This is a genomic window from Amycolatopsis sp. NPDC104775, assembly GCF_055583325.1.
This window is the reverse complement of sequence record NZ_JBVJOE010000001.1, coordinates 157,562-184,026: the sequence shown is the minus strand read 5'-3', so window position 1 is coordinate 184,026 and position 26,465 is coordinate 157,562. Positions and strand designations below refer to the sequence as shown.

Here is a 26,465-nt window from a genome sequence, read left to right as displayed (position 1 = left end):
GCGTGTCGAAGACTCTGGCTCGCTTGAATTTAAGGTAGTGATCTCCCCGGCGGCCAGGGAGCGGAGCAAGATCGACCCGGTTGTGTCCGCCTCCGGTGACCCACGGCGACCGGCCTCCGGGGAGGGAGCGGCCGGACCGGCGGCGCCGGTCATCAGATCGGGGGTGGCTGACCGGAACGGGGCGGAAGAATGCGTGAATCCGTGACCGGGAAGTGCTGCCGCCGGGCATATCCGGCCCGCCGATCGTCCGCAAAGGACTCAAGATGTGCCGGTCCGTCGGCTGAAATACGCGATCCGGCCGAGCGTGGCAAGCGATTCGAGCACCGGAAAATCGTGGAGATGCTTACTCATCGCCTTCCGAGTCGCTCGGGAGCGTATGCGCCTTCGAAGGAGCAGCCGGGATCGCCGAATCGCTCAAGGTAGCGGCAGGGAAACGTTATTGGCTGCCTCTGTTCGCCGTCTTCATCGAGTTCCTGGGCCACGCTGGCAAGTCCTGATCCCCCTATTCCGGCTTCGCCTGACGGGCTGCACTGGGCTTGCCCGGTCCCGGATACGCGTGCGGGGTCCCGGCGACCGTGCCGGGACCCCGCGTGCTCACCGCGAAGAAAATCAGTCTTTCTTCAGCGCGTTCTTGACCTTGCCCGCCGCGTCGCCGAGGGCGTCTTTCACGTTTTCGGCGGCTTCCTTGATCCCGGCCTTCGCCTGGTCGGCCTTGCCTTCGTTCTCGAGCTTTTCGTCGCCGGTCAGGGAACCGGCGGCCTCCTTGGCCTTGCCGCCGAAGTCGTCTGCCTTGGCGCCGATCTTGTCACCCATAGACATGAAATGCTCTCCTTCATCGCCGGACAATGAACGCGAGAATGCGTCAAGCGTAAGGACACCGCGATCGCCAAACCGTCATTCACTCGATGATGTGATCGTCACCACTCGTTCGGGGCGTGAGCTTTGTGCGGCGGTGGAGTCGAACCGATGAACTGAACAACGGGAACCGACTGGAGGAGAATCATGGCTTCGACGACTGACACGGCGGCCAAGTCCCAGGACGTGGAGAAGGTCAACGCCGGTCCGCTGACCAGTTCGCAGGGGACGACCACCGTCGCGGACGTGGTGGTGCAGAAGATCGCCGGCCTGGCGACGCGCGAGATCCCCGGGGTCTACGACCTCGGCGGCGGCGCGGCGCGGGCGTTCTCCGCGCTGCGGGAGCGGATCCCGGGCGCGACCGCGTCGGCCGGGCAGGGCGTTTCGGTCGAGGTGGGGGAGAAGCAGGCCGCAGTGGACCTGCAGATCGTGGTCGAGTACGGCGTTTCGATCGCGGAGGTCGCGCGGTCGATCCGGCGGAACGTGATCAGCGCGGTGGAAGGGATGACCGGGCTGGAGGTGGTCGAGGTCAACATCAACGTGGGCGACCTGCACCTGCCGTCCGACGACGACGAGGACGCCTCCGGCGACAGCGGCCGGGTGCAGTGAGCGGGCCGGCGAAGGCCGGCCGCCCGGATCTCCCTCGCCAGGAGCGCGGAAGCGGGCCGGGCGGCGGCGCCCGGCCCGCTGACCCGGCGCGGCGGGCGGATCCGGTGAATCCGCTCGCGGAGGCCCGCCGGATCGCCGCCGCGGTGCGGGAACTGCCGGAGGTGGCGGACGTGCACAGCGGCAGCTTCGGCAAGATCGCGACGCTCGGCGCGGGCGGCCGGGTGAGCGGCGTGCGGGTCACCGAGGAGGACGTCACCGTCGGCGTGACGGTCCGGGCTCCGTTCTCGGCGGACGACGTGGCGGCCGCGGTGCGCGCGGCCGTCGCGTCCCCCGGCAGTCCGGTGCACGTGGTCATCGCCGACGTCCTCGTCGCCGAAGCGCCGGCGGCGGCGGAAACCGAGTCAGAAAACCGGAAGGAGACGGTGTCGTGAACGCAACCGGATTGGGGCTGATCACCGGCCTCGTGCTGGGCATCGCCGCCGCTGTCGGCGGGTTCGGCGCTTTCCTGCTCGTGCTCGTGCTGGGCGCGGTGGGGCTGCTGGTCGGCCGCTTGCTGGACGGCAAACTCGACCTTTCGCAGCTCACCGGCCGCGACCGGGGGTGAGCCGTGACTGTCGCAGCGGAGCGCGCGATCGGAACCGTGCCGGAGGACCGCGGAAGCCTCACGATCAGCGAGCACGTGGTCGAACGGCTCGCGGCGCACGTGGCGGGTGAGGTGGACCGGGTCGGCGGCTCCGCCGGGCGGACGCTCGGGATCAGCCTCGGCGGCGAATCGCTGGACCGGTCGGCGAAAACCACCGCCCGGATCGCGGGCGGCGAGATCGAACTGGACGTGCGGATCTCGCTGGAGTACCCGGCCCCGGTCGGCGCGACGACCGAACGGGTCCGCGGCCATCTGCGCGAACGCGTCGGGGAAATGACCGGGATGCCGGTCAGCCGCGTCGGCATCACGGTGACGGCGCTGCACACCGAGGCCGCCGGGCAGCGGAGGGTCGAATGAGACTTGCCAGCCCGCCGCGGTGAGCTGGGAGCCGAGGTTTTCGCCGCGCTCCGGTCGCCCATCGGGGATCGTCGCGGACGGGCTGGCCGATGTCGTTCCGGCGAGGTCGACGGCTAGTGCGCGGTCGCGGCACAACGGCGAGCGGCCGGGCCGCTGGTGTTCTGGCCTCGGCGGGTTGGTCCAGTCGGTGACGGCTGGCGCGCCGTATGCGGTCGCGGCGCAAGGGCGAGCGGCCGGGCCGTTGGCGTTCCGATCTCGGCGGTGCGGTCCAGTCAGTGACGGCTGGCGCGCCGTGTGCGGTCGCGGCACGAGGGCAATCAGTCCGGGCCGCTGGCTTTCCGGCCTCAGCGGGGTGGTCCAGTCAGTGAGGGCTGATTCGCGGTGGTGGCGGCGAACCGGGGCGATCGGCTGGACCGCCGGTGTTCTGGCCTCGGCGAGGTGGTCCAGTCAGTGACGGCAGTGCGCGGTCGTCGCGGCGAACCGGGGCCATCGGCCGTGGCCGCTGGCGCACTGGACCCCGCGGAGCGGCCCAGCCAGTGACGGCTCCGCGTGTCGGAGCCCGGCCCTGGCGCATGGTGGGGCGGCAGCCGCGACGGCTCCGCCCGCAGGACAAAGGAGGATCGAGTGAAACGCCGAACCCGCCGGTCGCTTCCGGCGACCTTGACCGCCGCGGTGCTGCTGGCGGTGTGCGTCCTGGCAGCTGTCGCCGCGATTCAGCGGCTGACCGGGCACCAGCCGTGGCTGGACTACCGCGCGGCCGCGACGACGGCCCACGACGCGCACTGGACTGATCTCGTCCCGGCGCTGATTTCGGGCGCGGTGGCGCTGCTCGGGCTGGTGCTGCTGGGGGCAGCGCTCCTGCCAGGCAAACGCCGGATCCTCCCGCTGACGGGAGCCCCGGACTCCGGTGCCGACACCACGGGCTACCGCGCCGCGTTGCGCGCCGCAGCGGCCGACGTGGACGGGGTCGAGCGAGCCCAGCTCTCGACCGGTGCGCGCAAGGTCAAGGTGCGGGTAAAAACCGCGCGCAGCCGGACGGACGGATTGGCCGACGCCGTCCGTGCCGCCGTCGAATCCCGGGTGGACCGGATCGCGCCTGTCCGGCGTCCGGCGGTGTCCGTGCGGGTCCGAACCACGAGGGAGCAGTCATGACCACGCCGAACCGTCCGGCCGCGCTCAACCGTTTTCTGCTCGCGCTGTTCGGCCTCGTACTGCTGGCCGCGGGCGGATTCGGCCTGGCGACCCACTTCCGCGTGCTGCGGCTCGTCGACCCCGAGGCTCCGCTCGTGCCGGGCACCGCCGAGCCGCCCGTCTGGGTCTTCTACGTGATCGCCGCGGTCGCGGTCGTGGTGGGACTGCTCGCCCTGCGCTGGCTGCTCGCCCAGCTCGTGCACCGGCCGCGCACGGGGGTGTGGCGGTTCGAAACCGATCCGGCTCACGGCCGCACGGAGTTGCACGCGGACGACGCGGTGGCCCCCTTCGTCGAGGAACTGCGCGAGTATCCCGGAGTGCATCAGGCCCGGGCGTGGCTCGCCGGGTCGCGGGAGAGGCCGTCCCTGGCGCTGATCATCACGTGCGAACAGGACGTGGACCTCGCCGAGATCCGCGCGCGCGTCATGGAGGAAAGCCTTCCGCGGTTCAAGGAAGCGTTGGAGCTGGACGACATTCCGGTCGAGATCGAGTTCCGGTTCACCAGCCGCACGACGTCCCGCGTCGGGTGAGCATCAGACGATTGTGACGATGACGCCGGCGTTTTCGAGCGCGGCGAGTTCGGCGTCGGGTGCGGTGTCGTCGGTGACGATGGTGTGGAATGCCGCGACCGGGCCGACGTACGCGTGGGCGGTGTGGCCGAGTTTGCTGCCGTCGGTCGCGAGGACCGCGCGGCGGGCGGAGGCGAGCGCGGCTTTCTTCACGGCCGCGTCGTCGAGGTCGTAGGCGGTGAGGCCGTCGGCCGCGGTGAGGCCGCAGCAGCCCAGGATCGCGGTGTCGAAGCGCAGTGCGGACAGTGAAGCGAGAGTCAGCGGGCCGGTCAGGGCCCCTTCGGCGGCGCGAGGTTGCCCGCCGGGCACGATCAGAGTCGCGGCTCCGGGGGTTTCGCCGAGGACGTGGATCGCCTGCAGGGACAGCGGCAGCACGGTGACCGGTCGCTGCCGCAGCTCTCGGGCGATCTCCACGCAAGTGGTGCCGCTGTCCAGCAGGACGGTCTCGCCGTCGGCGACGAGCGCGGACACCTCGGCCGCGATGCGGCGTTTAGCGGCGAGGGCTTCGTTGGCACGCAACGCGAACGGCGGTTCCTCGCCGCGCAGCAGGAGGGTGCGCGCGCCGCCTCGGACGCGTTCCAAGACGCCCTGTCCGGCCAGCGTGTCGAGGTCGCGCCGAATGGTCATCTCCGACGCGCCGGTCAGTTCGACGAGTTCGCCGACGGTGGCGCTGCCGGACTCTCGGACGGCCTGGACGATCAACCCGTGGCGGCCTGCGTTGCTCATGCCGTGATTCAACCGCCTCTCGTATCGAACATGCAATGTGTGCGAATACCTGCTTTTCAATCATCAAGCGTGTTCGTTATGGTCGTTGGCATGGACAGACCTCCTCGCTCGGCCCGGGTGGCGACCTTCGTGTACTTCGTGCTGTGCGGCACCCTGATGGGTGCCTGGGTAGTGCACATCCCCGCCGTCGAGGAGCGCGTCGGCATCACGCACGCGACGCTGGGCGGCCTGCTGGTGCTGCTGGGCCTCGGGGCTTTCCTGGGCATGCGGGTGGCCGGGACGCTCAGCGACCGGCTCGGGACGCGGATCGTGCTTCCCACCGGGGGAGTGCTGGCCAGCGCGGCTTTGGTGCTTCCCGGCCTGGCCTGGGACCCGTGGACGCTGGGCGGCGCGCTGCTGGTCTTCGGCTTCTGCCACGGCTGCCTGGACGTGAGCATGAACGCCCACGCCGTGCACGTGGAGAAGGCCTACCGGCGGCCCGTCATGTCGGCGTTCCACGCGACGTTCTCCGTCGGCGGTGTTCTCGCCGCGCTGATCGCTGCCGCGGCGGCGGGCGTGGGTCCGATCGCGACCTTGACCGCAGTGGCGGTCGTGGGCGTCGTGACCTCGCTCGTCTCGGCTCGCAGACTGCTGGCGACCGAAACGGAGCGACCTGCTCTTGCTGCCGAGGTACGGTCGGCGAAACGTTCCCGGCACATCTGGGTTCTCGCGGTCTTGGCGTTGATGATCATGCTGTGCGAAGGAGCGGCCAACGACTGGAGTGCGTTGCAGCTGAAAGACATCCTCGGGGTGCCGGCAAGCGTCGCGGCCTTCGGCTACGGCGCCTTCGCCGCCACGATGACGCTCGGCCGGCTGCTCGCGGACCGGTTCTCCGCCCGGTTCGGTCCGGTGGCCGTCCTGCGCTACGGCTCGGCGGTCGCGGCGGCCGGAATCACGATCGTGGCGGTCTTCCCGTCGGTCACGGCCGCGTTCGCGGGGTGGGCGTTGTTCGGCCTGGGGCTGTCCGGTTGTGTCCCGCAGCTGTTCAGCGGAGCCGGGCAGGTCGATCCGTCCGCCGCCGGCGCCAACGTGTCCCGGGTGGCGGGTCTCGGTTACGTCGGGATGCTGGCCGGTCCGGCTGTGATCGGCTGGCTGACGCGTCTCGTTCCGCTCGACCGCACTTTCTTGCTGCTGACCCTGTTTTGCGTGATCGCCGCCGTGAGCGCGGGAGTTTTGCGCGTCAAGCCCAGCCGGAAACCGGAGATGGCTGACGCTGGCCGCTAAGGCGCTCAGCGCGGAGTCAGCACTACCACTGGAATCTCGCGATCCGTCCACTGCTGGTACTTCGCGAAGTCGGCATACAGTTCGACGAGCCGCGGCCACAGTTCGCGCCGTTCGTCCGCCGACGCGACCCGCGCGGTGACCGGCACGTCGCGGCGGCCCTTGAGATGCACGCGGGTTTCCGGATTCGCGCGCAGATTGAAGTACCACTGCGGATGTTTGGGCAGCCCGCCCTGGGAAGCGACGAGGACCAAGTCGTCGCCGGAGCGCAGGTACAGCAGCGGGGTGGTGAAAAGCCGCCCGGACTTGCGGCCGCGGTGGTCCAGCAGCAGGGTCGGCACGGGCTTGCGGAACCCCGCGCCGACGCGCCAGTTGTGGCCGATCCGGCCGTTCGTCAGCGTGAAGACCTTGACCTGGATTCTGGCCATGTACTTCATGAGCGCCGCTGTCACCGGCGAGTCCAGGCCCTTCGGCGCTTGCGCGGGCAGGGAAAAACGTCCCATCGTGACCTCCTGTCGGGGCGAACGCGTCAGCGGGCAGGCGGCGGCGAGAGGTGCGCGGCGGTCGATCCGGCGAGCGGCATCGGGTCCAGCCCGAGCTTGCGGTGGTCCCAGGAACGGACCCGCTCCACGTCGACGCGGATCGCGACCCGTTTGCGGAGCATGAATTCCACCATCGGCTTCACCTCGTCGGTGTACTCGCCGTGGTAACGCTCCCAGACGTTGACCCCGACCGTCCAGAGCGCCTCCGGATCGTCGACGACCTCGGCCCGGCCTTCCAGCGAGACGCCGCGCAGGACGTCGTAGGTGAGGCCGTCCTCGATCAGCACGGTGACGCGCGGATCGCGGCGGAGGTTGACCGCCTTCTGCGCCTTGGCTTTCGTTTCGAACCACAGCACGCCGTCGACGACCGCGTACCACATCGCGACCGCGTGCGGATGCCCATCGGGGCCGAGCGACACCAGCGTCGCGGTGCGCTGGGAGGCGAGGTAGGCCGACACCTCGTCCGGGGTCATCTCGATCTGCGCTCGCTGGTTGGTTCCCATCGGTTCCTCACTTCCCGCGGCGTGCCCCGGGCGGCCCGGCGAGCACGGAGGTCACGACGTCGACGAGGTCGTCGACGAGCTGGCCGGTGGTCCAGTCCGCCGCGTCCGCGCCGTGCAGGCGGCGGGTGCGGCCGATGTCGCCGAGGACGTTCAGCGTCACGGTCATCGCCTGGGACAGCCGGAAATCGAGCGTCCGGCGGGGGACGCCCGGGCTCAGCCGGTCCAGCAGTTCGACGAACGCGGCGTTGCGCTCGAAGAACGAATCGGCGATCGCGTCCAGCCCGTCGCCGCCGGTCGCCAGCAGCCGGCCGACCAGCCGGATCCAGCATTCGCCGCCCGATTCGAGCACCGTGACCACCGGCTGCACGTACGCGCGGGCCAGTTCGCGCGCGGTGACGTTCTTGCCGGAGAATTCCCGCAGGACCGCGTTCCGCTCGCCGGTCACCTGGCCGAGCCGGCTGCGGAGGACGGCGTCGAGCAGTCCTTCCTTGGAACCGAAGTGGTAGTGGATCGCCGCGACGTTTGTCTGCGCCGCCTGCATGACGGTCCGCAGCGACACCGCCCCGACGCCGTGCTCGGCGAAGAGCCGTTCAGCGGCCGCGATCAGGCGCTGCTCGGTCGCCTCCCCGCGACTGGCGGGGACCCGCGCGGCTTCGGTGCCCATGCCGCGGACTCTATCAGCCGTTTCAATCAGTTGATAGAGCTCTCAGAGCCGGTCGTACAGTTCGGCCAGCCGGGTGAGAACCGTGCCGGCGGCGTCGATCGCGTGGTCGTCGAGGTCTTCGGTCAGTTCGCGCAATCCGGCGGCGAGAATGTCCTCGCGCTCCTGGTGGCGTCGGAGGCCCGCGTCAGTTAGCGCGACGATCGACGTGCGGCGGTCTCCGGAGGCCGCTCGTTCGCGCGTGACGTAACCCGCGCCAGCCAGGCCGTTGACCAGCTGGGTGACCGCTGCGCCGGTCGTCTCGACATGTCCGGCGAGCTGGTTGACAGTCATCGGCCCGTGTTCGGCCAGGCTCTTGAGCGCGCGGGCGTGCGCGAGCGAAAGGGCTTCGGCACTGCGGGTCGCGCGGCCGCGCAGCCGGGAATCGGCCGCGCTGAGCCGGTAAGCGGCTCGCGCCAGCCGGGTGATCGCCTCGTCGCCCATCGGTTCTGTGCTCCTGTGCTGCTGTGGCCCTGGCCGCATTCCTTGCCGCGCGGAGTCTAGCCGTGCCAGATTGGCTAAGTACTTAGTCAACTGAGGAGGCGGACATGACGACACGTTCGGCCGGGCAGAGCTGGGCCTTGGACATCGCGCTGGCCCAGGGCGGTTTCGACGCGCTGCATCCGGAAGGCAAGGGCACGCTCGAACAGCTCGGGCACGACCACGCCGACTTCGACAAGGTGTTCGCGATGGTCCGCGCCGGGGCGATGCTGCCGAAGGCGTGGGCCGTCGTCGCGGGGCAGGCGGAGCAGCGGGCCGCGCACCACGAGCGGCTGGGCTATCGGCGGACGGCGTCGGACCTGTATCTGCGGGCGGCGGTGATGTACGGCCGCGCGCAGTACTCGATCTTCGATTCGAGCGACGGCCGCAAGGCGAAGTTCCGCGAGCGCTGCGATTCGTGCGTGGCGCGGCTGGGCGAGCTTCGGGGAAACACGGTGCGCCGGGTCGAACTGGACTTCGAGGGCGGCAAGATCTTCGCTCTCCTGCACCTGCCGGCACGGCCGGTTTCCGGTGCCCCGGCGGTGATTCTCGGTCCCGGCATGGACATGATCAAGGAGGACTACATCTTCGCGGCCGAGCGCTACTACACCTCGCGCGGGATCGTGGCGCTGTCCGTCGAGGGACCGGGCCAGGGGGAGACCCGGGCGCGCGGGCTGACCGTGACGCTGGACAACTACGAGCGGGCTCTCGAAACTTACGCCGCCTACCTCGCCGGTCTGTCCGAAGTGGACGAAAGCCGGATTGGCATGTTCGGCATCAGCATGAGCGGATACTGGGCCTTGCGTGCCGCGGCGACGCCGGGAACCCGCTTGCGCGCGGTGGCCGCCTTCGAAGCGGTGGCGGGCGATTTCGAGACGATTTTCGAGCGCGCGCAGCCGAGTTTCAAGAACAACTACATGTACATGGCGGGCTACACCGACGAGGCCGCGTTCGACCGCGACCTCAAGGAAAAGATGCCGCTCGGCGACCTCGTGGCCGGCATCGGCTGCCCGGTGCTGCTGGGGATCGGCGAATTCGACGAGCTGACCCCGGTGGAAAGCGCGCTGGAAACCTACGAAAAGATCCGTGCTCCCAAGGAAATGCGCGTCTACGAGGACGAATTCCACCCGCTGGGCGGAACGGCCGCGGAAGTGTTCGCGTTCGGCGCGGAGTGGCTGACGCGCGGCCTGGACGGGGAGTTCGACACGCCGGGCCGGGACGAGCGGTTCTTCGTCCACCGCGACGGCCGGACCACGGACGGAACGGCCGACCCGCGCTGGTGGCTGGACGCGGTTCCGGCTGGTCTGGCGGAAGCCCGGAAGTGAGGCCGCGCGGTTCGAGCGCCGAAGGTTCAGCGCTCGAGCCGCGCCGGACAACCCGGGACGCGGGATTCGCACCGCTCGCGTGTTCGTCGTCAGCAATGCCAGGCAACTGGCCGAACTGGTTTCGCGAGTCGATGCGGGAACATTGCGGATCACCGTCGCCGACCGACAGCCGCTGGCGGATCTTCCGGCGGTGCACGAGGAAGCGGCTTCAGGACGGCTCGTCGGCAAGCCCGTTCTCATTCCCTGAAAGCGCCGCCCGGCCGCAGCTCACCACTTATTTCGCGCTCATGGAGGCGGTGAGCCTAGCCTGGTTCGTCTAACGCGCATCCTCGTTGTTCTTAGACTGGCGGCGTGGAAGACATCGAGGTGATCGCCGTCCTGCAGGATCCGGTCCGGCGGCGGCTGTACGACTACGTGGTCGCCCAGGATCACGACGTGAGCCGGAACGAAGCGGCCGAGGGGGCCGGGATCCAGCGCACTCTCGCCGCTTTCCATCTCGACAAGCTCGTGGACGCGGGGCTGCTGGAGACCGAAAGCAAACGGCTGAGCGGACGCTCGGGCCCGGGTGCGGGACGCCCGGCGAAGCTGTACCGCCGCTCCGGTGCCGAGCGCCAATTCTCCGTCCCGGCGCGCGATTACCGCACCGCCGCCGACCTCCTGGCCGAGGTCGCCGAGGTCGCCCGCCTCGACACCGAACTGCAGGCCGCCGCCCGGCGGGAGGGCCGCGCCGCCGCTTGCCCGGTCGAGGACCTCGCCGCAGCGAAGGAGCTGCTGGCCGCCCGAGGCTACGAGCCCCGGCTGGACGACGACGTCCTGCGCCTCGTCAACTGCCCCTTCCACGTCCTCTCACAGCGGCATCCGGGGCTGGTCTGCGGCATGAACCTGGCGCTGCTGGAAGGGCTGCTGGAGAGTGCCGAAGGCCTGCGCGCCCGCATGGATCCGCGCCCCGGGCTGTGCTGCGTCGTCGTCGAGTCTTCTAAAAATAATGAGAGTTGACATAGAAGGCCCGGCGATGGTGAGGTGAAGGAGTGACAGAACATCACCTCGCCCAGCTCAACGTGGGCATCCTGAGATTTCCCCTCGACGACCCCCGGATGCACGGCTTCACGTCGATGCTCGACACCCTGAACGAGGTCGCCGACAACGCGCCCGGCTTCGTGTGGCGTCTGGTCGAGGACGGCGGCAACGACGCCACCGCGATCCGGACTTCGCTCGGCAGCGACGTCCTGGTGAACATGTCGGTCTGGGAAAGCCGCGACGCGCTGTGGGACTACGTCTACCGCAGCGGCCACCTGGACATGCTGCGCCGCCGCTCGGAATGGTTCGAACTGCCGAAGGCGCCGTTCCAGGTGCTGTGGTGGGTTCCCGCCGGGCACCTCCCGACGGTCGAGGAAGCCGTCGAACGCCTGGAACTGCTGCGGGAGCAGGGTCCCTCGCCGAGCGCGTTCGGCTTCCGGGACAGCTACCTGCCCGAGGGAGCCGCGTCCGCGCCGTGACGGTTTCCGCGACACGTCCGGTGGGTCGCTGGGGGTGATCCGCCGGATGGCTAGGGTGTCGGCGTGGCGAACATGTCCCGTTGGTCGGATGAGAATGGCGGCTTGGACTTCGGTCTGCTGGTGCTGCGGCTGATGCTGGCGGTCGCGATGGGGGCGCACGGGCTCACCCAGGTCTTCGGCCTGTTCGGGGGCGAAGGCATGGCGCACTTCGAGACCCTGCTGCGGGGCTACGGGTTCAGCCACAACATCGAATTCCTGACCTGGCTGACCGGCATCACCGAGGTCGGCGGCGCCGTCCTGCTGGCGCTGGGCCTGCTCACCCCGCTGGCCGCGGCCGGACTGCTGGGCGTGGCGATCAGCGCGGTCCGGGTGAAATGGGCGGGCGGCTTGTTCGGGACTGCCGGACCGGGCTTCGAACTGGAACTGACGCTCGCCGCGATAGCCCTGGCGCTGCTGTTGACCGGGCCGGGCTGGTACGCCTTGGACCGGCACACGGCGTGGCGGCAGAAACCGCTGGGGTTCGGGGTGGGCGGGCTCTTCCTGTCGGTGTGCGCGGCGGTCGGGGTGGGGTCGCTGTTCTGATCGTCGACGGCCGCGGGCCCGGTCTGGAAAGCTGATCTCGTGTTGGCAAGCGAGGACAACGGCGACAAGCTGAGCGCGGAATTCTCCGTGGTTTCCGACGGCACGCGGTTGAGTCTGGTCATGGAGAGTGCGGGCGGCAAGGGAGCCGGGCCGCGTCCGCGCAACTACCAGTACATTCCGGCCTTGGAACTGTTGCTCCGCCGCCTTCGGGACCGGCAGGCGGTCGTGGTGTCCGGCGTAGTGGCGTCGTCGCGGACCGCCCGTCTGTCCGAGGCGAAGCGCACCATTGTCCCGGTCCCGATCCGCTTGGCCGACGAGCCGGACATCGGCCAGGTGCGGCGGCGGATCACCCGGGCGCAGGGGAAGGTCGGCCTGAAAGACGGCGCGGCCAAGGAAGGCAACAACCAGAAGCGGATCGAGCTGCGGCTGGAGGTCCCGGGCTACGGTCCCGATGATGCGGCGCGGCTCGAGGCGGATCTCGCCGCACCCGCAGAGGTGCAGGCGGCCGACCTGCTCCGCGGTCTTACCGGCGAGACGATCCGGACGGTCGCCGGCAAGGAGAACCGGATCCTCAAGGTCGAGGACGGATGGGTGCTGGTGGGCACCGACCGGTCGCCGGAAGGACAGCCGGTACCCCTCGGAGAGGTCCAGCAGGGGTTGGACGTGCTCGCCGCGCGAGGAAAGTTCCAGGTCTCAGTCGAGGAACACGATCCTCGAAGCGAGTTCGTCGGGGCCGTGCTGGCTGCACTGCCGCATGCCGCCACCGATGACTCCTCGGCGACGGTGACGTGGGACAGCTCTGCCGCCGAACCCGACGCGACCGACGTTCACTTCGGCGAGCTGGACGTGCGGGCGCAGGTGAAGGTCCGGACCGAACAGCGCAAGCTCCGGCGATTGCTCGCAGGGGACCGAGCCACCGCGCCGTGTGCGTTGTGCGGCGACGAGTTCCCGGTGGAGTTCCTGGTCGCCGCGCACGTGAAGAAGCGGGCAGCCTGCTCTGACGACGAACGTCGGAACCTCCGCGACATCGCCATGCTCGCCTGCAGTTTCGGCTGCGACGTCCTCTACGAGGCGGGCTGGGTCGCCGTCGACGAAACCGGCCGCATCCGGACTGTCGAGCTGGGCAAACTTCCCGCCGGAAGCCTGAAATTGCGCATGCAGCACCTGGCCGGTCGTCGTTGCGGGGCGCATCGCGAGGCCTCCGAGCCGTACTTCGCGTGGCATCGCACGACCACGTTCCGGGGCTGAGCCGCCGGATCCCGGCCAACGCGTAGCGCTCGCGGCTCCCGAATGCTATGTTCCCCGCAACCGCTTGCAGACCGCAATCACTCGGGAGGTCCGCCGTGCCGGACACCACCTGTCACATGTCGATGTCGCTGGACGGGTTCGTCGCCGGGCCCGCGCAGAGCCGGGAGGATCCGCTCGGGAAGCGGGGGATCGAGCTGCACGGCTGGCACATCGGCGACCCCCGGGCCACCGAGGCGGACAAGACCGCGAGCGGGTGGCTCATGCGGCCCCGCGGCGCGTATGTGATGGGGCGGAACATGTTCGGGCCGATCCGCGGCGAGTGGGACGAGGACTGGTCCGGGTGGTGGGGTGCCGAACCGCCGTATCACGCTCCGGTTTTCGTGTTGACTCATCACGCGCACGAGCCGATCGAGATGGAGGGCGGGACGACGTTCTACTTCGTCACTGATGGCTTCGACGCTGCCTACGCGGCGGCCTGCGAGGCCGCCGGAGACAAGGGCGTCGACATCGCTGGCGGGGCATCCACGGTCCGGCAGGCGCTGAACGCCGGGGTGATCGACGAGTTCACGCTCGACATCGCACCGGTCCTGCTCGGCTCGGGCGAGCGGATGTTCGACGGGGTGGAATCGTTCGGCTTCGAGCCGGTCGAGGTGCTGCATTCGCCGCTGGCCACGCACATCCGTTATCGCCGCGTCGGCCCGAGCTGATCTGGCACCGTCAGCGTCGCGGCGAGCAGGCTCCTCGTGTACGGATGCGACGGCGAGGCGAGCACTCGCTCAGTCCGTCCCGATTCGACTACGCGGCCTTCGCTGAGCACGACGACCTCGTCCGAAATGCTGCGCACCACCGCGAGGTTGTGCGTCACGAAGATCATGGACGGGCCGTCGGTCATCAAGGAGCGCAACAGTTCCACGACGGACGCTTGCACCGAAACGTCCAACGCGGACGTAACCTCGTCGCAGATGATCAGTTTCGGCTCGCACACCAAGGCCCGGGCGATCGCGACTCGTTGACGTTGTCCGCCGGACAGTTCCGCCGGGTAGCGGTCGGCCAGCCGGGCGGGGATTTCGACGCGGTCTAGCGCGGCCCGGGCCCGGCGACGGCCTTCGCGGGTGTTCACGCCGAAGTAATGGCGCAGGGCGACCAGAAGCCCGTCCTCGACAGTCCGATGTGGACTGAGCGAGCCATAGGGATTCTGGAAGACGTACTGCAGTTCACGCCGGGTGCGGGAGTCTCGCCGGGCGGCGGCGGCCGGGACTGGCTTGCCCGCGAAGGCGACCGCGCCTTGCTGTTCGGCGTGCAGCCCGGCGAGGCACCGCGACATGGTGGTTTTGCCGCTGCCTGATTCGCCGACGACGGCGAGGCATTGGCCTGGTCGCAGGTCGAAGGAGACGTCGAAGACGACCTGTCGTCCGTGGTAGCTGGCGTTCAGGCCGGAGACGGACAGCAGGGCGGGCTGGTCGGCGGGAGGAACGGTTGGCTCTGGCGCGCGTGGCACGGCGCGGGCAGTACGAGCGACTTCTTCCGCGTGAATGCATCGTGCGAGGGTGCCGGTAGGTCCGCGTAGTAGGGGCGGTTGTGTTGTGCCGCAGGAAGTTGTGGCGTAGTCGCAGCGTGGGGCGAAGGCGCATCCGGCTCGGGCATCGTCGATGCTGGGCGCTCGGCCGCGGATGGGGACTAGGCGGTGCCGGTGGGTCCCGGACGGAACGGCTGACAGCAGGGCACGGGTGTAGGGATGCGCGGCGCGGGTGAGGACCTCGCGCGCGGCACCGTGTTCGACGACCTCGCCGCCGTACATGACCATCACCTGGTCGGCGACGTCGGCGACCACCGCGAGATCGTGCGAGACGTAAATCGCCGCCAGGTCGCGGGTCCGGCACAGTTCCCGGACGAGGTCGAGCACGCGGGACTGGGTGGCGACGTCGAGTCCGGTCGTCGGTTCGTCGAGCACGATCAGCCGCGGCCCGGCGGCGACGGCCATCGCGATGGCGACCCGCTGCTGCTGGCCGCCGGAAAGCTGGCGCGGGCGGCGGCGCAGGAACGCGTCGTCGCTGGGCAGGCCGACGGTGTCGAGCAACTGCCGTACCCGAGGCAGCGCGGGCTGGTCCAATCCCTCGGTCAGCTGGGTCGCGACGCGCAGGCTCGGGTTGAGCGCGGTCGCCGGATCCTGGGGCACGTACGCGACTTTCCGGCCTCGTGCGCGGCGCAATTCCGCGGCGGGCAAGGAAAGCAGGTCGACGCCGTCGACCACGACCTGTCCGCTGGTGATCGTCGCGCCGGTGCGGGCGAAACCCAGCAGGGCGAGCGCGAGCGTGCTCTTGCCGGAGCCCGATTCTCCGACCACGCCGAGGACCTCGCCGCGGCCGAGCTCGAAACCGATGTCCCGCACGATGGCGTTCCCGGCGGCCTCGACGGTCACGCCCGATACCGCGACTTCCTTGGCCACGTCAGCTCTTTCCTTCCGTGCGGCTGACTGTCCGCGCGACGGACTCGGCGACGAGATTTCCGCCGAGCGCCATCATCAGGATCAGCGCGATCGGGGCTAGCACCGGCAGCGGCGCGGCGGCAAGGCCGTCCTGGTTCTCGCTCACCATGAGCCCCCAGTCGGGGGCGGGCGGGGTGATGCCGAAGCCGAGATAGTTCAGCGAGGCGATCGCGGTGACCGCCCACACCAGGCGCATCCCGGTCTCCACCATCAGCGGCGAAGTCACGCCGGGCAGTACTTCGCCGAGGACGATCTGCCGTCCGGGGAGCCCGTTCGCCTTGGCCCACAACACGTATTCGCTGTCGAGCACCGGCAGCGCGGCACCGCGCAGCACGCGCGAGACGCCGGGAGCGAACGCCACCCCGACGAGCGCCGCGGTGAGCAGCGGATGGCGGCCGAACGCGGCCACGAACACCAGCACGAAGATGGTCTCCGGAAAGCTCAGCACGACGTCCATCGCTCGCATGAGGACGGTGTCGGCGAGCCCGTCGCGGTAGGCGGCGGTCAAGCCGATGAGCGCTCCGAGGACCACGCCGACGGCGGTGGCGAGGAGTGTCATCCAGACGAGGGTGCCGCCGCCGGAGAGCAGGCGGCTGAGCACGTCCCGGCCGAGCAGATCCGTGCCCAGCGGGAATTTCGCGCTCGGCCCTTCCAGTGGCGGAGCGACGATGGCGGTCGGCGGCCACGGGGCGAGCAGCGGGCCGAAGACGACGATGAAGGCTGTCGCGGCGAGCAAACCGAGGCCGAGCCGCGCGCGTCCGGTCCGAACCGCGCGGCGCACTGCCGAAACGCTCATCGGGTCCGCCCCACCGCGGCCAGGATGTCCGCGAGCAGATTGCACAGGTAGTACGTGGCCGCGAGGATGAGCACGCACGCTTGCACCACCGGCAGATCGTGCGAGTTCACCGCGCTGACCAGCGCCGTGCCGAGCCCGGGGTACGAGTAGACGTATTCGACCACTACGACGCCGGTGATCGTGACGGCCGCGACCAGACCGGCCGCGGGCAGGCTCGCCGCGATGGCGTTGGGCAGCGCGTGCCGGAACAGGACGCGGCGACGGCTGAGTCCTTTGAGGACTGCCATCTGCACGTATTCGCTGTCGAGCGCGTCGATGACCGAAGCGCGGACCAGTCGTCCCAAGTACATCACCCCCATGAACGCGAGCGTGGCGACCGGCAGCACGAGGTCCGCCGGATGCCACCACGGCAGGTCGCCGGGCGGGATGTCCGAAACCCCCGGCAGCACCCCGAGCATCGAGGTGGCGAAGAACGCGATCAGCAACATGCCCACGACGAACGGCGGCAGCGCCATGCTGAGCGACGTGACGGCGACGAACGCCTTGTCCGCCAAGCTGTCGCGGCGCGCGGCGCTCAGCACCCCGGCGACCACCGAGAGCGGCAGGATCAGCGCCATCGAGAGGAAGCCGAGAGTGAACGAGTTAAGGATCCTCGGCCCGAGGATCTCCGAAACCGGCTCCCGGTTCTGCAGCGACACTCCGGGATCGCCGGTGAGCAGCCCGCCGAGCCAGCGGCCGTACTGCGTTACGAGCGGCTGGTCGAGCCCGAGCTGATGCCGCAGGGCGGCCACCTGCTCGGCCGTGGCGTCCTTGCCGAGGACGATCCGGGCGACGTCGCCCGGCAACGCTTGGGTCACCAGGAAAACCAGGATCGACACCACCAGCAGCACGAGCGCTCCGAGTGCGAGCCGGCGCGCGAGCCATCGGGCGGTCATCCGACGGTCACGTCCGTCAGGAACGACAGCGGGCGGCCGTTCACGTCCGGCACCAGCCCGTGCACTGCCGGCCGGTGCGGCATGAGCACGTCGGAGAACGCGGGCGTGATGTTCGGTCCGCTCGTGTACTCGATTTCGTGCATCTGGTTCATCAGCGGGCACTGGTCTTGTTCGGGCGAGGAGAACAGCTTGCCCGCGAGCTTCACGAACGCGGGGTCGTTCCAGTTCGCTCCGTTGCCGATCCGGTCCGGCAGCAGCGAGCCGAGCACGGAGGGCAGGTAGGGGACCGGGTTGTAGTCGACGAAAGCCGGCCACTTTCCCCATTTCGCCAGGAGTTCCGGCGTCGGGACCACGTTGACGCTCACCTTGACCCCGGCTTCCGCGGCGTTCTGCGCGAAGACCTGCGCCAGTTCCGACATGCCGGGCAGGAGACCGTCGGTGGTGATCTCGAACGCCAGATCGCTCTGCCCGGCCTCGGCCAGCAGCCGTTTCGCCGCCGCGACGTCCGGTGTCCGCTGGGGAATGCCCGGTGCGACGCACGGTGGTGCGGTGGTTTCGTAGTCGTTCGCGATCCGGGCGTAGCCGCTGAACACATTGGACACGATCTGCTGCCGATCGACCAGGAGCCGCAAGGCTTGCCGCGCCCGGACGTCGCGGAACGGCGGGACGGCCGTGTTCAGGCCGATCCGCAGGCTGAAATTCCCTTTGCTGTCCAGCAATTGGATCCCCTCCCGGCCGACGAGCGTTTTCGCGATCGTCGGCGTCGTGTTCGACGCGATGTCGACCCGGCCGGACAGCAACGCGTTCGCCTGCGCCTGCTGGCTCTGGTACTCGATCAGCTTGACGGCGGCGAGTTTCGGCTTCCGGCCCCAATAACCGCCGAACCGCTCCACGGTGGACTCGCGGCCCGGCGCGAACGAGGCGACCGCGAACGGCCCGGTGCCGATCGGCTTCGCCGGAGCGGAGCCCGTTTTGGTCATCGGCAGCAGCACGCTCGCCCAGATCTCCTTGAACGGGCTGAACGGTCCGGTCAGTCCTATCCGGACGGTGAGCTTGTCCACCGCCTGGACGGCGCCGGGGTCGATCATCTGGATCAGGGACAGTCCTTGTGCGGCGTGCGCGGGATCTCGCAGGTACTTGATGCTGGACACGACGTCGGCGGAGGTGAATTCGGTGCCGTCGGTGAACTTCACGCCGGGGCGCAGCGTGATCGTCCACTGTGTCCGGTCCGCGTTCGGCGTCATGCCGGTCGCGAGCCGCCATTCGGCCCTGCCCTGAGGGTCCAGCGCGGTGAGCCCTTCGAAGAGCAGGGAGGTGCGCAGTTCCTGGATCGGGCTTTGGCTGCCCACGTAGGGGTTGAGGCTTTCGCCCGCGTCGGCGGAAACGGAGATGCGGAGCGTGCCGGCTCCGCCCGCGGCCGCGTCGTCCGGAGGGCCGCAGGCCGCGAGCAGCGCCGCGGCGAGCAGGAGGGCGGGCAGGCAGCGGGGTCTGCGCGACACGGGGAACCTCCCGGGAAGCCAAGAATCTAAGCCATTAGATGCCAAGCGTCGCCACAGGGTAAGGCCAGATTTCCCGTGAGGGAAGAGTCTACAAGTGGAGAAGCTAATCGTTTAGAGTAAGTCCGCAGCCGGCTCGACCCGTCCGGGAGCAGAGGAGGAAGTGGCCGCATGACCAGTCCGTACGAGCGCCTGTTCGTGAGGAAAATGCCCAACTGTCTCGACGACCTCGTCAACGAGGGAGCCGCGGCGGGCGTCGTCGAACCGCCCAACGTCGGCGAGTCGCTCGCCCTCATGCGCGCGAAGGAGGTCCCGGAGAGCAAGATCCACCTCACCTACACGTGGATCAGCGAATGCGACACTCCGGTGCAGTGGGTGAAGGAGCACCAGCACGACTACGACGAGGTCCTGATCTGGCACGGCAACGACCCGGCGGACCCGGACGACCTCGGCGCGGAGATCTACCTCGACATCGAGGGCGTCCGGCACGTCATCACGACCAGCGGTTCGGTCTACTTGCCCGCCGGCACGCGGCATTGCCCGCTCGGCTTCACCCGGGTGGAGCGGCCGTTCCGGTTCAGTGCTTTGTCGCTGAATTCCGAGTACGCGTCGGACGAGCACAACACTCTCGCGCGGTAGCGGGCCGCCCCGTCGCGCGGCCGTCTCGGCGCGGCGGGGCGGTCATCCGCTGACGACTGCTCCGGCGTGTGCGGTCTCCGCCGCGGCGCCGGGTTCGCAGCCGCAGGTCACCCCGAGGCTGAGCGTCCCGTCCAGCACCGCCGAGGAATCGCCCCGGCCGTCCAGCGCGTCGAAGGCCCGGACCGCGAATTCCTCCAGCGGGACGCGGACCGTGGTGAGCGGGACGTCGCCGAGCCGGGCTTCCCTGGTTCCGTCGAAGCCCACGACCGCGAGGTCTTCCGGCACGCGCAGGCCCAGGCTGTGCGCGATGCGGATGGTCACCACGGCCTGCTCGTCGGTGGTCGCGTAGACCGCCCGGATCCGGCGGCCGCTCGTCAGCACCTCGCGCACCGCGCGGCCCGCCTCGACCTTGTCGAAGGACGTCCGGACCAGCCTGCCCTCAGTGGAAAGACCGGCGTCCGCCATCGCGCGGCGCCAGCCCCCTTCCCGGCCTTCGGCCGGTCCTACCGCGATTTCGCCTGCCACGCACAAGATGTCTTCGTACCCGTGCCCGAGCAGATGTTCCGTCACGAGCCGCGCGCCGGCGAAGTCGTTGAACACCACGCTGGGCGAGTCGTCCGGCGCCGCCCATTGCAGGAAGACGCACGGCGTTTCCGCCGACAGCCGGGGCTTTTCGCCGGTGGTCACGAAAATCCCGCGCGGCCGCAGTTCGGAGAACGCCTCGCCGTATTCGTCGGCGAGCCCCGGCCGGTAATCGGTGTTGCCGAGCAGCGTGAGCAATCCCCGGCTGCGCCCTTCCGCCTCCAGGCACCGCGACATCTCGCCGAAGAAGGCGTTCGCGGTGTCCGGCACCAGCAGCCCGACCAAATTGGACCGGCCGCCGCTCAACGCCCCGGCGAGCGGGTTGCGCCGGTAGCCGAGCATCCGGATGGCGTCCTCGACCTTGCGCCGTGTTTTTTCCGCCACCGGGCGAGGGCCGTCGTTGAGGACGTAGCTGACCACTGCGGTGGAGGTCCCGGCGAGGCGCGCGACATCGGAAAGGACCGGCCGGCGCCCCGAGCGCCCGGCGCGGGGGAATTCGCCGGTTTCCGCTGCCACGCCGCCACTCTAAAGCACGGAGGGCGTCCATTCGGCACAGTGGGAAGCCGACCGCCTCCCCGGCGAGCCGGAGCGGCCGCTCAGCCGCCGTATCGCGGCGGAGCCTGGAGCGGTTCGAGCACGTCGTCGACGGTGGCCCGCGACCTCGCCAGCTGGAGCCGCTTCACGCCGACCGGCGGCCGTCCCACCCACAACACCGCTTGGGGCGCGTGGCCGAACGTGACGCGTTCGGAGAGGGTGTCGCGCAGCCGCCGGCTGGCCCGGCTCAACCGGCCGGACGAAAGTCCGTGGACGGTGGCGGTCAGCAACACCGAACTCAGTGCCTCTCCCGCGTGCAGCCAGGCGAGCGGATCGTCGCCAGGCGTGCTGAGCACCACCAGCGACGCGCTGTCCCGCCGAGATTCCGGCGCGAGCGGCAGCCTGCCCGCGGCAGCACGGACGAGAACACCCTGCCGAGCGGGGGACGAGCTTCGGGCAGGCACCTCTTCGCGGCGCAGCTGGGCCGGAATCCGGGCGGCTTCGCCGAGCGCGGTCATGAGGTAGCCGCGGACCGCGCGGTCCTCCACCGGATGCAGCACCGCGCCTTCGCGGGCGGCGGCTTGGGCGAGCCGGTCGAGGCAGTCGGAGGACACCGGCCGTCCGCCGCACGGCCGCAGGTCCTCCCGGCGGCGGGCGATGGACGTCGCCAGTGCGGTGTCCGCGCGGCTCGGTTCACCCGGCTGCGGCGTCACGACGGCAAGATGGCCCGGCTCGGCCGGGGAGGGCAAGCGGTCGACGTCGCAGGTCCAGCCGAGACCGGCGAGGGCGACGCGGAGATGGTGCAGGGCCGCGCCGCTGCAGAGCGTTTGCCAGCGTCCGGCGGGGTCGTCGGCGGCGCGCCACCGGGCTGGGTCCGCGTAGAGGTGCAGGGTGCGGTAGCCGACGCGCCAGTGCCAGAACGGGGCGTCGGACGTGCCCGGAGCGAAGAGCGCGGCGGCGACCGCTGCCTCGACGGCGGCGGGGCTGGGAACCCGCGAATTCGGCAGTGAATTCAGCATTGTTGCTTCCCGCTCGGGTTGGGGGGAGTGCGTCCGGTCGGTGCCGGGGTCCATGGTGCGCCTTCCGGGCGGGCCGCGATAGAGGCCAAGGTTCATCAATTCGGAGCGATTCGTGACCTGGGTCCCGGCAAAACTCGCGGTGCGGCGCATTCGGGACGCCGGGCGTCCGCGGCTCGATCCGCTGGCCGCCGCAGCGGATTCGGCCGGTTCGCGCAGCCGCCGGACCGTGCGCGGGCCGCGCCGCCCCGGCGATCGCGGCCGGCTCGGAGTTTGCCCGCGCCGCCCGGGGGAATTCCGGCGGGGAGGCGAGGAGGAGACACATGGTCGAAGTGAGCCGGACGGTGCCAGTGCCGCCGGAAGCGGTGTTCGAGGTCCTGGCGGACGGCTGGTCGTACTCCGGCTGGGTCGTGGGCAGCTGCCACATCCGCGATGTCGACGCGAGCTGGCCGCAGGTCGGCGCACGCATCCACCACAGCGTCGGTGGCTGGCCGCTGCAGCTGGAGGACACGACTTCGGTGCTGGCCGTCGAACCCGGGGTTTCCCTGGAGCTGGAGGCCCGCGGCGGCGCGCTCGGCACAGCGAAGATCGAGCTTTCGCTGACCCCGGACGGGGCGGGCGAGACCACCGTCCGGATGGCCGAATGGGTGACCAGCGGGGTGGGCGGCTTGCTGCCGGAAAGCCTGCAAGCGCTGATACTCGGCCCGCGCAACCGGGAGTCGCTCGCGCGGTTGTCGGCGCTGGCGCTCGGGAGATGGCGGGGGAGGGGGACTCAGCCGTAGACGGCCCGGTTCGCGGCGCGGATCACGGCGGCGTATCCCGGGCCGAGCAGGTGGTCCCGGGCCAGGGCGGCGCGGGCGGCGTTCGCGCCCGGCCCGCCGTGGACCGCGCCGCCGGGGTGCGCCGCGGCGCCGGCGAGGTACAGCCGGTCCACCGGGGTGTCGGCGCGGCCGAGGCCCGGCACCGGGCGGAAGAACAGCTGCTGGTGGATCGCCGTCGTGCCGCCGTTGACCGCGCCGCCGACGAGGTTCACGTCGTGGTCGGCCAGCTCTGCCGGGCCCTGCACGCGGCGGGCCAGGATCAGGTCCCGGAACCCGGGCGCGTTGCGCTCCACCGCCGCCTCGATGCGTTCGGCCTGCCGCTGCACCGTGTCCCGGTCGCTGCCCCGCGGAAGGTGCGTGTACGCCCATACAGACTCCGTACCGGCGGGGGAGCGCGTCGCATCCGCGGTCGTCATCTGGCCCAGCAACAGAAACGGGCGCTCGGGCACGTGGCCGCGAGCCAAGTCCGCGCCGAAAGCGGACAGTTCGTCCTCGTCGCAGCCTAAGTGGATAGTGCCCGCTCCGCGCGCGTCCTCCGCGGTCCACGGGATCGGCGCGGACAGCGCCCAATCGAGCTTCACCGTCGCACTGTCCCATTCGAACACCTGGAGATCCGCCAGCAACCGCGACGGCAGCCATTCCGGCGCGACGAGGTTGCCGTACAACGCCTCCGCGGTGACGTCGGCCAGCACGGCCTTGCGGGCCCGGATCGGCTCGCCGTCCGCGCAGCGCACGCCGACTGCCTTGCCGCGCGCCACCAGCACTTCGGTCACCCGTACTCCACAGTGGACAGATCCGCCCTTCGCGCGCAGCCGGCGAGCCAACGCGGCCGCTAGTGCGCTCGCGCCGCCTTCGGGCACGGGGAATCCGATGTCTTGGGCCAGCATCCCCAGCAACCAGCCGAAGACCGCGCTACCGGCGTTGTCGACGGAAAGGTCGCTGTGCGCCGCGTTTCCGGACAGCAGCAGCCGGGCGCCTTCGCCGTCGAAACGTTCGCGCGCGAACCGGCGGGCGGGCAGCGTGAGCATCCGCGCGAGCCGCAGCAGCTCGGCGGTTCCGGTGCGGCGCACGAACCGGGCACCGGCTCGCACCGGGGGGAACGGGGTGAAGAGAGCGTCCAGGAATTCCTCGCGGAACCCTTGCCATTGCGCGAAAAGCTCCCGCCAGGACCGGGCGTCCGCGGGAGCGAACCGCGCGACTGATTCCGCGGTGCGGTCGAGATCGCGGGAAAGGACGGCGCAGCGGTCGTCCGGGAAGACGTGCGCGAGCGGGTCCGGCGCGTGGAGCCAGCGCAGGCCGTGCTCGGTCAGATCGAGGCCGCGCAGCACCGGGGAAGCCGCGCCGAGCGGGAAGAAAGCGGCGCACAAGTCGGACCGGAAGCCGGGTGCGGTGATCTCCTCGGTGCGCAAGGCCCCGCCCGGCTCGGGCTGGTCTTCCAGCACGACGACGTCCCAGCCCGCGTCGGCGAGGAGGTTCGCCGCGACGAGGCCGTTGTGCCCGGCTCCGATGACGATCGCGTCGGCGGTGTGCACGGGCTCAGGCCTGCGACTGGCGGGTCGGGCGGCCCCGGCCCAGCGCCCGCACGCGATCGAGCGGGCCGGGCCGCGACGAGGCGAGCGGGGCCGATGGCGCACCGGCCTTCCGGCGCATCCCGGCGACCAGGTCCTGAACGGCTTCGGCCGCGCTGTGCCGCGGCGTCCAGCCGAGCACGAGCCGCGCCCGCGACGTGTCGACCAGCGCGGCTTGGTCGGCCAGTTCGAGCCAGCCCGGGTGCAGCGGCTGCAGCCCGGCCAGCCATGCCGCGCGAGCGACCGTCCGCGCGACCGGCTTCGGCACCGCGACGCGGGTGCCGCCCACCGCGTGCGCGAACGCCGACGCGTCGAGCACGTCCTCGGCGGCGAGGTTGAAGGGGCCGACCGCGCGCTGGGCGAGTGCGAGTCGGAACGCTTCGGCGACGTCGTCGGTGTGCACGGCCTGCAGCCGCAACCCCTGCCACAGCGGCACCGGGGAGAACCGGCCGCCGATCAGTCGCGGCGGCAGAGCCGGTGGGAGCAGCCATCGGGTGAACTCCCCGGCCGCCCGCCGCTGCAGGATCGCGCAGGGGCGCATCCGAGCGACGGCGACGTCCGGGTGCGCGGCCGTGAACAAGTCCAGCGCGTCTTCCAGGTCCGCTTTGCCGCGGCTGTAGGCGCTGGCGGCGATCCCGCGGCACGGCCAGTCCTCGGAGACTTTCGCGTCGTGCGGTTCCGGTGCGTAGGCCGCCGCCGAGGACGCGCACACCAGCTGCCGGACGCCCGCGTCGCCGACGGCTTTCAGCACGTTCGCGGTGCCGCCTTCGTTGGTGCGCGCCATCGGCGGGTCGCTCCACGCGGGGGAGATCGCCCAGGCGAGATGCACGACGGCGTCCGCGCCGCTGAAAATTCCGGTCAGCAGCTCGTCGGCTCCGGGCGCGCCGATGTCCGTCGAATGCCATTCCGCGCGCGAGTACGGCTCAGCGGCGCGATCCGGCACCCGGCGGGCGATGCCGACGATTTCGTGGCCGGTTTCGAGGGCGCGCAGCAGCGCGGTGCCGACGTTGCCGCTGGCGCCTGTGATCACGATCCGCATGCGGCCCGTTTACCCGCTCCGCACCGGCGGAAACGTTCAGCCCGGGTTGGTCTGCGCGACTCCGCCGGATTCGGTGGCGGCACCGGTCGCGTACGCCACGAAGCGGGCGGCGACGTCGCGGAGCTTGGCGTTTTCCCGTTGCGACTGCTTGACCAGCACCTCGAACGCGGCGTCGGCGTCGATCTGCCGCAGCGCCATCAAGATGCCCTTGGCCTGGTCGATGGCCGCCCGGGTGCGCAGCGCGGTTTCCAGATGCTCGACCTTCTGGCGGGCGCAGGCGTAGCGGGCGTGCACGCGCAGGGCGGCGGTGGCGGCGCTGGTGAACAAGTCGAGCAGTTTCTCGTCCAGATCGGCGAAGCCGTGCCCGTGCGCGCTGTAGCAATTGACCGCGCCGGTCTGCTCGTCACCGACGAACAGCGGGGCGGAGAGGAAGCTGCCGAACCCGGCGGCGTCGGAGTCCCGGGCGAACTTCGGCCACCGCTCGGCGGCTTCGGAGATCGCCACCCGCGTGAGCTTTCCGTCGCGGGCCGCCTGGACGCACGGTCCGTCCCCGGCGGAGTACTGGTCGCGGTCGAGCTCCGCGGCGGCTTCGCTGGTCGTGGCGGCGGTGGTCGCCCGGCCGTCCCGCAGAAGGGTGACCGTCGCCTCGTCCACGGCCGGCACCGCGGCCGCGACCTGCCGGCAGACTTGGTGCAGCAAAAGGCGGAAATCGTCCTCGGTGCTCAGCACCGCGGTCAGCGCCTCCAGCGCGCTGGTCACGTCGTCGAGAGCGACCGGCCATCGCTGGCCGGCGGCGTGATGAGTCATCAATCTCTCCCGGCGCGAACCGCTTTTGGCGTCGTTCGCGCGAAATCGTGCATTGCCGAGGCGGCGAACCGTCTCGGCCGGATCGCGCGAAGAACCTCGGCTTCCCCGGGTACCCGCGGACCCGCCGCGCACACGTGGACGGAGCCTCGAGACCCCGGTCACGTGCTGTCCAGTCCAATTTGACACCCGATGCGAACACATGTTCGACTCCCGTCCTGGGCCGCCGGGAACCGGGACGGCCCGGAACTGGACGCGAGCAGGTGAGCTTGAGGTGACCGAGTGGCCGTCGACCGTGCGGAAAGTGGATCCGCCGATTCCGGTGTGGGTGGGTGTGCGCAAGCTGCTCGTGCTGGGCACCGAGATCCTCGCGCCGCGCGACCGCGCCGGGCTGCGGATCGAGACCGAGCACCCCGGGCTCCTGTTCGAATGGGCGCGCCGCGAGGACGGCGGGCTGCTCGGCTGGGTGACCTACCAGCTCGTCACCGCCGACGACCAGTGGTCGCGGCCGGTCAGCCACTACGTGCCCGCGCATCTGCTCCGCCGCCGGGGGCCCGCCCGGCGGCAGCAGTACGGCGATCGACGGCCCCGGACCCACGGATGACCGCGCCGGGGTAGTACTTTCCCTTGCGAGCGAGGGGAGCGGACGAGAAGTGGCACGTCT

At 70.4% G+C, this 26,465-nt stretch carries 32 protein-coding genes; 17 read left to right on the top strand and 15 right to left on the bottom strand.

What is annotated here, in order from left to right; all coding sequences use genetic code 11:
• Window positions 1-609: 609 nt before the first annotated feature.
• Window positions 610-819 (bottom strand): CsbD family protein, encoded by a 210-nt coding sequence (locus ACZ63D_RS00780; protein WP_037812879.1) that lies wholly within the window; start codon window positions 817-819, stop codon window positions 610-612.
• Between the two features lie 183 nt (window positions 820-1,002).
• Between ACZ63D_RS00780 and ACZ63D_RS00775 the strand changes: the two genes are divergently transcribed.
• The 6 genes from ACZ63D_RS00775 (at window position 1,003) to ACZ63D_RS00750 (ending at window position 4,185) form a co-directional block, all read left to right on the top strand.
• Window positions 1,003-1,464, top strand: a complete 462-nt coding sequence (locus tag ACZ63D_RS00775; protein ID WP_465352187.1) for an Asp23/Gls24 family envelope stress response protein — start codon at window positions 1,003-1,005, stop codon at window positions 1,462-1,464.
• Window positions 1,461-1,895 (top strand): hypothetical protein, encoded by a 435-nt coding sequence (locus tag ACZ63D_RS00770; RefSeq protein ID WP_465352186.1) that lies wholly within the window; start codon window positions 1,461-1,463, stop codon window positions 1,893-1,895. Before ACZ63D_RS00775 ends, ACZ63D_RS00770 begins: the two co-directional genes overlap by 4 nt.
• The gene (locus ACZ63D_RS00765) at window positions 1,892-2,068 is read left to right on the top strand and encodes a hypothetical protein (RefSeq protein WP_465352185.1); all 177 of its coding nucleotides are present in this window, start codon (window positions 1,892-1,894) and stop codon (window positions 2,066-2,068) included. The genes ACZ63D_RS00770 and ACZ63D_RS00765 overlap by 4 nt, the downstream gene beginning before the upstream one ends.
• Before the next feature lie 3 nt (window positions 2,069-2,071).
• Window positions 2,072-2,464 carry an Asp23/Gls24 family envelope stress response protein gene (locus ACZ63D_RS00760; protein WP_465352184.1) on the top strand — a complete coding sequence of 131 codons (393 nt, stop codon included), beginning with the start codon at window positions 2,072-2,074 and terminating at the stop codon, window positions 2,462-2,464.
• Between the two features lie 624 nt (window positions 2,465-3,088).
• Window positions 3,089-3,616, top strand: coding sequence for a DUF6286 domain-containing protein (locus ACZ63D_RS00755; RefSeq protein WP_465352183.1), 528 nt, complete (start codon window positions 3,089-3,091; stop codon window positions 3,614-3,616).
• A complete protein-coding gene (locus ACZ63D_RS00750) occupies window positions 3,613-4,185 on the top strand; it encodes an alkaline shock response membrane anchor protein AmaP (protein WP_465352182.1) in 573 nt (190 codons plus the stop codon). Before ACZ63D_RS00755 ends, ACZ63D_RS00750 begins: the two co-directional genes overlap by 4 nt.
• A 3-nt stretch (window positions 4,186-4,188) precedes the next feature.
• On the opposite strand, the gene ACZ63D_RS00745 is transcribed toward ACZ63D_RS00750, so the two are convergent.
• Window positions 4,189-4,950 carry a DeoR/GlpR family DNA-binding transcription regulator gene (locus ACZ63D_RS00745; protein ID WP_465352181.1) on the bottom strand — a complete coding sequence of 254 codons (762 nt, stop codon included), beginning with the start codon at window positions 4,948-4,950 and terminating at the stop codon, window positions 4,189-4,191.
• 90 nt (window positions 4,951-5,040) lie between these two features.
• On the opposite strand from ACZ63D_RS00745, the gene ACZ63D_RS00740 reads away from it, so the two are divergent.
• Window positions 5,041-6,213 carry an MFS transporter gene (locus tag ACZ63D_RS00740; protein WP_465352180.1) on the top strand — a complete coding sequence of 391 codons (1,173 nt, stop codon included), beginning with the start codon at window positions 5,041-5,043 and terminating at the stop codon, window positions 6,211-6,213.
• Between the two features lie 5 nt (window positions 6,214-6,218).
• Here ACZ63D_RS00740 and ACZ63D_RS00735 read toward each other — a convergent pair whose 3' ends face one another.
• Genes ACZ63D_RS00735 through ACZ63D_RS00720 form a run of 4 tightly spaced genes read right to left on the bottom strand, consistent with a single transcriptional unit; the run spans window position 6,219 to window position 8,399 of the window.
• Window positions 6,219-6,713 (bottom strand): nitroreductase family deazaflavin-dependent oxidoreductase, encoded by a 495-nt coding sequence (locus ACZ63D_RS00735; protein WP_465352179.1) that lies wholly within the window; start codon window positions 6,711-6,713, stop codon window positions 6,219-6,221.
• A gap of 26 nt (window positions 6,714-6,739) precedes the next feature.
• A complete protein-coding gene (locus tag ACZ63D_RS00730; protein ID WP_465352178.1) occupies window positions 6,740-7,255 on the bottom strand; it encodes a pyridoxamine 5'-phosphate oxidase family protein in 516 nt (171 codons plus the stop codon).
• Between the two features lie 7 nt (window positions 7,256-7,262).
• Complete coding sequence (locus ACZ63D_RS00725; RefSeq protein WP_465352177.1) at window positions 7,263-7,919, bottom strand: TetR/AcrR family transcriptional regulator; 657 nt, start codon at window positions 7,917-7,919, stop codon at window positions 7,263-7,265.
• A gap of 42 nt (window positions 7,920-7,961) precedes the next feature.
• Window positions 7,962-8,399 (bottom strand): MarR family winged helix-turn-helix transcriptional regulator, encoded by a 438-nt coding sequence (locus ACZ63D_RS00720; RefSeq protein ID WP_465352176.1) that lies wholly within the window; start codon window positions 8,397-8,399, stop codon window positions 7,962-7,964.
• A gap of 104 nt (window positions 8,400-8,503) precedes the next feature.
• On the opposite strand from ACZ63D_RS00720, the gene ACZ63D_RS00715 reads away from it, so the two are divergent.
• From ACZ63D_RS00715 to ACZ63D_RS00685, 7 genes are all read left to right on the top strand, one after another.
• On the top strand, window positions 8,504-9,760 hold the full coding sequence (locus ACZ63D_RS00715) for an alpha/beta hydrolase (RefSeq protein WP_465352175.1): 1,257 nt from the start codon (window positions 8,504-8,506) through the stop codon (window positions 9,758-9,760).
• Window positions 9,735-10,007: a zinc-binding dehydrogenase gene (locus ACZ63D_RS00710; protein WP_465353671.1), complete on the top strand. Its 273-nt coding sequence runs from the start codon at window positions 9,735-9,737 to the stop codon at window positions 10,005-10,007. Before ACZ63D_RS00715 ends, ACZ63D_RS00710 begins: the two co-directional genes overlap by 26 nt.
• 104 nt (window positions 10,008-10,111) lie before the next feature.
• Entirely contained in the window at window positions 10,112-10,756 is a 645-nt protein-coding gene (locus ACZ63D_RS00705; protein ID WP_465352174.1) for a helix-turn-helix transcriptional regulator, read from the top strand.
• A 32-nt stretch (window positions 10,757-10,788) separates the two neighbouring features.
• Window positions 10,789-11,256, top strand: coding sequence for a DUF3291 domain-containing protein (locus ACZ63D_RS00700; RefSeq protein ID WP_465352173.1), 468 nt, complete (start codon window positions 10,789-10,791; stop codon window positions 11,254-11,256).
• A 102-nt stretch (window positions 11,257-11,358) separates the two neighbouring features.
• Window positions 11,359-11,838, top strand: coding sequence for a DoxX family membrane protein (locus ACZ63D_RS00695; protein ID WP_465352172.1), 480 nt, complete (start codon window positions 11,359-11,361; stop codon window positions 11,836-11,838).
• Between the two features lie 39 nt (window positions 11,839-11,877).
• Window positions 11,878-13,086 (top strand): hypothetical protein, encoded by a 1,209-nt coding sequence (locus ACZ63D_RS00690; RefSeq protein ID WP_465352171.1) that lies wholly within the window; start codon window positions 11,878-11,880, stop codon window positions 13,084-13,086.
• Window positions 13,087-13,202: 116 nt separating this feature from the next.
• Window positions 13,203-13,793 carry a dihydrofolate reductase family protein gene (locus ACZ63D_RS00685; RefSeq protein ID WP_465353670.1) on the top strand — a complete coding sequence of 197 codons (591 nt, stop codon included), beginning with the start codon at window positions 13,203-13,205 and terminating at the stop codon, window positions 13,791-13,793.
• Here the strand turns inward: ACZ63D_RS00685 and ACZ63D_RS00680 are convergent.
• The 4 genes from ACZ63D_RS00680 to ACZ63D_RS00665 are packed head-to-tail and all read right to left on the bottom strand — an operon-like array spanning window position 13,769 to window position 18,801.
• Window positions 13,769-15,532, bottom strand: a complete 1,764-nt coding sequence (locus ACZ63D_RS00680; protein WP_465352170.1) for a dipeptide ABC transporter ATP-binding protein — start codon at window positions 15,530-15,532, stop codon at window positions 13,769-13,771. The two genes, ACZ63D_RS00685 and ACZ63D_RS00680, sit on opposite strands and share 25 nt — an antisense overlap.
• A 1-nt stretch (window position 15,533) precedes the next feature.
• Window positions 15,534-16,367 carry an ABC transporter permease gene (locus ACZ63D_RS00675; protein WP_465352169.1) on the bottom strand — a complete coding sequence of 278 codons (834 nt, stop codon included), beginning with the start codon at window positions 16,365-16,367 and terminating at the stop codon, window positions 15,534-15,536.
• Window positions 16,364-17,302 (bottom strand): ABC transporter permease, encoded by a 939-nt coding sequence (locus tag ACZ63D_RS00670; protein ID WP_465352168.1) that lies wholly within the window; start codon window positions 17,300-17,302, stop codon window positions 16,364-16,366. Before ACZ63D_RS00670 ends, ACZ63D_RS00675 begins: the two co-directional genes overlap by 4 nt.
• Complete coding sequence (locus tag ACZ63D_RS00665; RefSeq protein WP_465352167.1) at window positions 17,299-18,801, bottom strand: ABC transporter substrate-binding protein; 1,503 nt, start codon at window positions 18,799-18,801, stop codon at window positions 17,299-17,301. The genes ACZ63D_RS00670 and ACZ63D_RS00665 overlap by 4 nt, the downstream gene beginning before the upstream one ends.
• Window positions 18,802-18,969: 168 nt before the next feature.
• Here ACZ63D_RS00665 and ACZ63D_RS00660 point away from each other — a divergent pair, with 168 nt between their 5' ends.
• Window positions 18,970-19,437 carry a cupin domain-containing protein gene (locus ACZ63D_RS00660; protein WP_465352166.1) on the top strand — a complete coding sequence of 156 codons (468 nt, stop codon included), beginning with the start codon at window positions 18,970-18,972 and terminating at the stop codon, window positions 19,435-19,437.
• Window positions 19,438-19,479: 42 nt separating this feature from the next.
• Here the strand turns inward: ACZ63D_RS00660 and ACZ63D_RS00655 are convergent, their stop codons facing one another.
• Window positions 19,480-20,535 (bottom strand): LacI family DNA-binding transcriptional regulator, encoded by a 1,056-nt coding sequence (locus tag ACZ63D_RS00655; protein ID WP_465352165.1) that lies wholly within the window; start codon window positions 20,533-20,535, stop codon window positions 19,480-19,482.
• A gap of 80 nt (window positions 20,536-20,615) precedes the next feature.
• Window positions 20,616-21,572: an Acg family FMN-binding oxidoreductase gene (locus ACZ63D_RS00650; protein WP_465352164.1), complete on the bottom strand. Its 957-nt coding sequence runs from the start codon at window positions 21,570-21,572 to the stop codon at window positions 20,616-20,618.
• Window positions 21,573-21,892: 320 nt separating this feature from the next.
• Between ACZ63D_RS00650 and ACZ63D_RS00645 the strand changes: the two genes are divergently transcribed.
• The gene (locus ACZ63D_RS00645) at window positions 21,893-22,351 is read left to right on the top strand and encodes an SRPBCC family protein (RefSeq protein WP_465352163.1); all 459 of its coding nucleotides are present in this window, start codon (window positions 21,893-21,895) and stop codon (window positions 22,349-22,351) included.
• On the opposite strand, the gene ACZ63D_RS00640 is transcribed toward ACZ63D_RS00645, so the two are convergent.
• The 3 genes from ACZ63D_RS00640 to ACZ63D_RS00630 are packed head-to-tail and all read right to left on the bottom strand — an operon-like array spanning window position 22,342 to window position 25,804.
• The gene (locus ACZ63D_RS00640; RefSeq protein ID WP_465352162.1) at window positions 22,342-23,922 is read right to left on the bottom strand and encodes a phytoene desaturase family protein; all 1,581 of its coding nucleotides are present in this window, start codon (window positions 23,920-23,922) and stop codon (window positions 22,342-22,344) included. The two genes, ACZ63D_RS00645 and ACZ63D_RS00640, sit on opposite strands and share 10 nt — an antisense overlap.
• Window positions 23,923-23,926: 4 nt before the next feature.
• Window positions 23,927-24,997 (bottom strand): NAD-dependent epimerase/dehydratase family protein, encoded by a 1,071-nt coding sequence (locus ACZ63D_RS00635; RefSeq protein WP_465352161.1) that lies wholly within the window; start codon window positions 24,995-24,997, stop codon window positions 23,927-23,929.
• Window positions 24,998-25,033: 36 nt separating this feature from the next.
• A complete protein-coding gene (locus ACZ63D_RS00630) occupies window positions 25,034-25,804 on the bottom strand; it encodes an ANTAR domain-containing protein (protein ID WP_465352160.1) in 771 nt (256 codons plus the stop codon).
• A 271-nt stretch (window positions 25,805-26,075) separates the two neighbouring features.
• On the opposite strand from ACZ63D_RS00630, the gene ACZ63D_RS00625 reads away from it, so the two are divergent.
• Window positions 26,076-26,405: a hypothetical protein gene (locus tag ACZ63D_RS00625; protein WP_465352159.1), complete on the top strand. Its 330-nt coding sequence runs from the start codon at window positions 26,076-26,078 to the stop codon at window positions 26,403-26,405.
• The last annotated feature ends 60 nt before the right edge of the window (window positions 26,406-26,465 follow it).